Source organism: Cryobacterium sp. 10I1 (genome assembly GCF_035019805.1).
Classification (GTDB): domain Bacteria; phylum Actinomycetota; class Actinomycetes; order Actinomycetales; family Microbacteriaceae; genus Cryobacterium; species Cryobacterium glucosi.
Window position 1 is genome coordinate 1 of record NZ_JASJVF010000330.1, and the last position, 3,004, is coordinate 3,004.

The 3,004-nt window shown below is 65.6% G+C and carries 2 protein-coding genes and 1 pseudogene; 2 read left to right on the forward strand and 1 reads right to left on the reverse strand.

Annotated elements, in window-relative coordinates; all coding sequences use genetic code 11:
• A pseudogene (locus QN345_RS17440) lies at nucleotides 1-205 on the forward strand (MFS transporter); the annotation flags it as partial.
• On the opposite strand, the gene QN345_RS17445 reads toward QN345_RS17440, so the two are convergent.
• A complete protein-coding gene (locus tag QN345_RS17445; RefSeq protein WP_134446743.1) occupies nucleotides 202-1,239 on the reverse strand; it encodes a LacI family DNA-binding transcriptional regulator in 1,038 nt (345 codons plus the stop codon). The pseudogene QN345_RS17440 and the gene QN345_RS17445 overlap by 4 nt on opposite strands.
• A gap of 365 nt (nucleotides 1,240-1,604) precedes the next feature.
• Here QN345_RS17445 and QN345_RS17450 point away from each other — a divergent pair, with 365 nt between their 5' ends.
• The gene (locus QN345_RS17450; protein WP_134446745.1) at nucleotides 1,605-2,969 is read left to right on the forward strand and encodes an ABC transporter substrate-binding protein; all 1,365 of its coding nucleotides are present in this window, start codon (nucleotides 1,605-1,607) and stop codon (nucleotides 2,967-2,969) included.
• The last annotated feature ends 35 nt before the right edge of the window (nucleotides 2,970-3,004 follow it).

The following is a 3,004-nucleotide window of genomic DNA, read 5'->3' on the forward strand; positions in this document are numbered from 1 at the left end:
GTTCCTCGGCGGGGCGATCGCGCCGCCTGCCGCAACCCTGCTCGCGGAGTTCTTCGGGCCGGCGGTCCCGTTCTACGCCGGGGCGGCATCCGTCCTCGTGGCCGTCGCGATTCTCGTGCTCGGCCACCGCCACCTCGCCCGTGCTGACGGTGCGATGGAGGACGAGCTCGAAGAGGCAGAGGCGATCGGCGCCGGAGACAGCTAACTGCGTGGCCGGTGCGGGCCGCTCGTGCTCGACCGGATCACGAGGTTCGTCGGCAGCACCGTGAGGTATCCGTCTTCCTCGAGCCTCGCGTCCGCGTCCGTCGGGCGCGCGAGTTCGGTCAGGAGCGCGCTCACGGCGAGGCGTCCCTGCCTGCGTGGATGCTGCTCCAGGGTCGTGAGGCGGAACATGTCCGCGTACGGATGCCCGTCGATGCCGATCACGGACAGCTCGGCCGGCACCTGGATGCCGAGTTCCCGCGCCGCGACGATGACGCCGATGGCGATTTCGTCGCTCGCGGCGAAGATCGCGGTCGGACGGGTACGCGGGTCGCCGAGCACGGACAACCCCACCTCGTAGCCGCCGGGCATGCTGAATTCGCAGGGGTAGAAGCATCGGTCCGTCGAGCGGCCTGCGTCGCGCATGGCGGAGTAGAAGCCACTCAGGCGCTGGCTGTGCACCCGGAAGTCCATCTCGTCGATCGGATCTCCGCCGACGTGCACGACGTCGACGTGGCCGAGGCCGAGCAGGTGTTCGGTCGCGAGCCGCGCTGTCGCGACATCGTCGATCGCGATCGTGTGCACGTCCCTGATCGGCCCGCCGATGCCGATCAACGGCCTCCCGAGGCGGTGAAGTCGATCGACCTCCGCCTCGCTCAAGGCGACGCCGACAGAGATGACCCCGTCGAACCGCTTGCGAGCGAGGAAGTACTCGAAGACGCTGTCGCGTTCGGCGGACGCTGCCGGGAGGTTGTAGAGCGTCATGTCGTAGCCCTCTGCGAGCAGGGCCTGTTCCAGGCTCTCGAGCACCTCGGAGAAGAACCACCGGCTGATGAACGGGATGATCACGCCGACGTTCTTCGTGCGCCCGGTCACGAGGCTCGCGGCGTTCGGCGAGGCGACGTAGCCGATCTCCCTCGCGGCCGCGACGACCCGGAGCCGCGTCGCCTCCGAAACGTAACCGCGACCGCTGAGTGCGCGGGATGCCGTCGCTTTTGCAACGCCTGCGAGGCGTGCCACGTCGGCGATTGCGCTCACGACTCGTCCTCCTTTGGATCGGTAACGAAAGAGTAGCGCTCCTTTCGCTGTTACTGGAACCGGTTCCAGCAGAAAAGGCTGAACTGTGACACTTTTAATGCCCGCGTGTGCGTGGTCGCGCGATCATCGCCGGAATCTTTGCGATTTCGTGACAAAGATTGTCTTGCCAATCCCGCTGACCTCCCGTAGTTTGTGATGTGGAACCGGTTCCTTACTTACGAAGGCAGGGGAATCGGATACCCGGCACGATCCCGTATTGCAGTTCTTGATTCCCGCAGTACATTCCCGCAACACAGTCCCGCATCACATTTCGGTACGTGAACCGCATAGCTCGCGTACCCGCATCACTCAATGAGGAGAAACGCATGAGCGTGAAGCAGCACCGCCGGCTCTACCTGCCGCTGGCCACCGCGGCCGTGGTCGGACTCGCCCTGACCGGATGCACAGGCGACATCGCCGCATCCAGTTCGTCGTCGTCCAACTGTGCCGACTACGCGTCCTACGGGACGTTCAAGGACAGCCCCGAGGTCAAGATCGGTGGCACCATCCAGGACGTCGAGGCCGATCGCCTCGTCAATTCCTGGGCCGACTTCCAGTCCTGCACGGGCATCAAGGTCACCTACCAGGGCACGAAGGAATTCGAAGCCCAGATCGCGGTGCTCGCCGAGGGTGGCAACGCTCCCGACATCGGCATCATCCCGCAGCCGGGCCTCTTCAACAAGCTCGCTGCTGCCGGCTTCCTCAAGAAGGCGCCGGCCGCCGTCGAGGCGAACGTCGACAAGTGGTGGTCGAAGGACTGGAAGGGCTACGGCACCGCAGCTGACGGCACCTTCTACGCCGCCCCGCTGATGGCGAGCGTCAAGGGCTACGTCTGGTACTCGCCTGCGGAATTCAAGGCCAAGGGCTACGAAATCCCGAAGACCCTCGATGAACTGACCGCACTCACCGCGAAGATCGCGGCCGACGGCGACCACAAGCCGTGGTGTGCCGGTGTCGGATCAGGTGACGCAACCGGCTGGCCGGGAACCGACTGGGTCGAGGACTACGTGCTTCGCCAGGCCGGCGCGGACACCTACGACAAGTGGGTCACGCACAAGATCCCGTTCAACGACCCCGCCATCGTGAAGGCGTTCGACTCCGTCGGTGCGATCCTCAAGAACCCGGACGACGTCAACGGTGGTCTCGGCGATGTCTCGTCGATCATCTCCACGCAGTTCGGCGACGCGGGCCTCCCGATCCTCGACGGTAAGTGCTCCCTGCACCACCAGGCCTCGTTCTACGAGGGCTTCTGGAAGAAGGCGGACGGCTCCGCGGTGACGGTTTCCCCCACGGGCGATGTCTACGCGTTCCTGCTTCCCCCGGTCAAGGCCGGCGGCGACCAGGCGGTCACCGGTGGCGGCGAGCTCGTCGGAGCCTTCAAGACGAGCGACGCGATCACCGCGACGCTCACCTACCTGTCCAGTGACACCTGGGCGAACAACCGGGTCAAGGAGGGCGGCGTGATCAGCGCCAACACCGGCCTCGACCCCGCGAACGCCTCGAGCGACCTGCTCAAGCAGAGCATCACCATCCTGCAGGACCCGAAGACGGTGTTCCGTTTCGACGGTTCCGACCTGATGCCCGGTGCCGTCGGCACCGACTCGTTCTGGAAGGGCATCGTGTCCTGGCTGAGCGGCGACAGCAGCCAGAAGGTCACGGACACCATTGAGGCGAGCTGGCCGAAGAGCTAGTTCCCCGGGGCATCCGCTAGCGGATGCCCCAACCG

Coding starts and splice junctions, on each gene's coding strand:
- QN345_RS17450 (WP_134446745.1), top strand. CDS start 1,605: ATGAGCGTGAAGCAGCACCGCCGGCTCTACCTGCCGCTGGCCACCGCG.